The sequence below is a fragment of the Actinomadura logoneensis genome (assembly GCF_003428695.1).
Classification (GTDB): domain Bacteria; phylum Actinomycetota; class Actinomycetes; order Streptosporangiales; family Streptosporangiaceae; genus Spirillospora; species Spirillospora logoneensis.
The window spans coordinates 1-1,664 of the sequence record NZ_QURH01000554.1 but is presented as its reverse complement, the minus strand read 5'-3'; the positions used below and the strand labels follow the sequence as shown (position 1 = coordinate 1,664).

The 1,664-nt window shown below is 76.9% G+C and carries 1 protein-coding gene and 1 pseudogene; both read right to left on the bottom strand.

Annotated features, from left to right (window positions below; genetic code table 11):
* A pseudogene (locus tag DZF91_RS24080) lies at positions 1-444 on the bottom strand (isochorismate synthase); the annotation flags it as partial.
* A 380-nt stretch (positions 445-824) separates the two neighbouring features.
* Complete coding sequence (locus tag DZF91_RS24075; RefSeq protein ID WP_117359576.1) at positions 825-1,418, bottom strand: biotin transporter BioY; 594 nt, start codon at positions 1,416-1,418, stop codon at positions 825-827.
* Between the last annotated feature and the right edge of the window lie 246 nt (positions 1,419-1,664).

The window sequence follows — 1,664 nt, the reverse complement described above, 5'->3', positions numbered from 1 at the left end:
GGGGGCGGGCGCGACGGGCGGCACGAGCCCGCCGAAGGGCGCGCCGGCCGGTGCGCCGTCGGCGGGGTCGCCGATCGTGGTGACCCAGGCGCGCCCGTCGCGTCGGCCGAGCACGAACCGGGGGACGATCAGGACCGAGTCCGCCGACTTGGGGTCGAAGCCGAAGCTGCCGAACGCGACCGGGCCGGTGCCGGGCCGCCCCAGCGGGTCGTCGACCTCGGCGGATCCGAACATCTCGCGCAGCCACGCGTCGGCGGCGGCGAACCGGTCGTGGCCGCCGGGCAGCTCCAGGCGCGCGGCCTCGCCCCAGCCGACCAGGCCGTCGCCCTCCCGGACCCAGGCCAGCGCCGTGGGGTGGGGGAGCCGCGCCAGCAGGTCGCCGGGGTCGGCGACCGGGGTGGTGCGGACGACGAGGCGGCCGGGTGCGTGCACGGCGAGCTTCACGCACGCCACTCTACGGGAGATTTGAACCCGTTCAACCGGCGGGGTGGGGGTGTGCGCTGAGGTCTGCGCCACAGCGCCGGACCGCTCGCGGCGACCGGCGAACCTCCCTGAAAGTCCCCAGAACGCCCCCAGGAAAACCCCGCAAGGCGTCAGGACGCCCCCACGTCCGGCGAGCCCGGCGAATCCGGTGGCGGGGAGCGCCGACGGAGCCGACGGAACGGCCCGGGCCCGCGCCACCACACCCCAGCGCGCCCCGACACCACAGGGGCCGTGCCCCGGCATCCCCGGGCATGCCGCGGAACGACCGGGGACGGCCCGTAGAACGACGGAAGGCCCGCCGGTGTGCGGCGGGCCTTCGCGGCGTGGAGTGCGGCCGAGGCTCAGCGGCGGCGGCCGGCGAGGCGCCAGGCGACCGGCAGCAGGCCCGCCGCCAGCAGCACCTTCAGCACGTCCCCCGCCAGGAACGGCGTGACGCCCAGGTGCAGCGCCTTGGCCAGGTCCACGTGCAGGGACGCCATCAGGTACGGCACGCCCACCAGGTAGATCAGCGCGGTGCCGAACGTCATCGTCGCGACCGTCCGCAGCGGGGTGCGGTCGCCGCCGCGCTCGGCGAGCCGTCCGACGACCGCCGCGGCCAGCACGAACCCGAGCACGTAGCCCAGCGACGGCATGGACGCGCCGGAGGAGCCCTCGGCGAACCAGGGGACCCCGGCGACCCCGGCCGCCAGGTAGAGGAGCATGCCGAGCGCGGCGCGGGTGCGGCCGAGCGCCGCTCCCGCCAGCAGGACGGCGAAGGTCTGCCCGGAGACCGGCACGGGCGTGCCGGGCAGCGGGATCGAGATCTGCGCGGCGATCCCGACCAGGGCGGCCGATCCCGCCACCAGCGCGGCGTCGCGGGCGAGGGCGCCCGGCAGCAGGTCGGACAGGACGGCGGCGGGCCGTCGGGCCGCGGGGGCGGCGTGAGCGGTGGACACAACAACCTCCACAAAACGTGCGTGTTGGGTCGAAACCTAGCGAACACGCCGACGACAGGGGATCACCCGGGCTACAGAATCACCCCACCCCGTTTTGTCGACACCCTCCCACCAGCCACGACACCCCCGGCCCGGGACCGGACGGACCGAGCCCCCGACGGCCGGACGAGGCCGGGGACGGCGCGGCGCCGCGAGCGGAGTCGGCCTCGGCAGGCGGGCTGGGGGCAGGCGCGGTGGGCAGGCGCG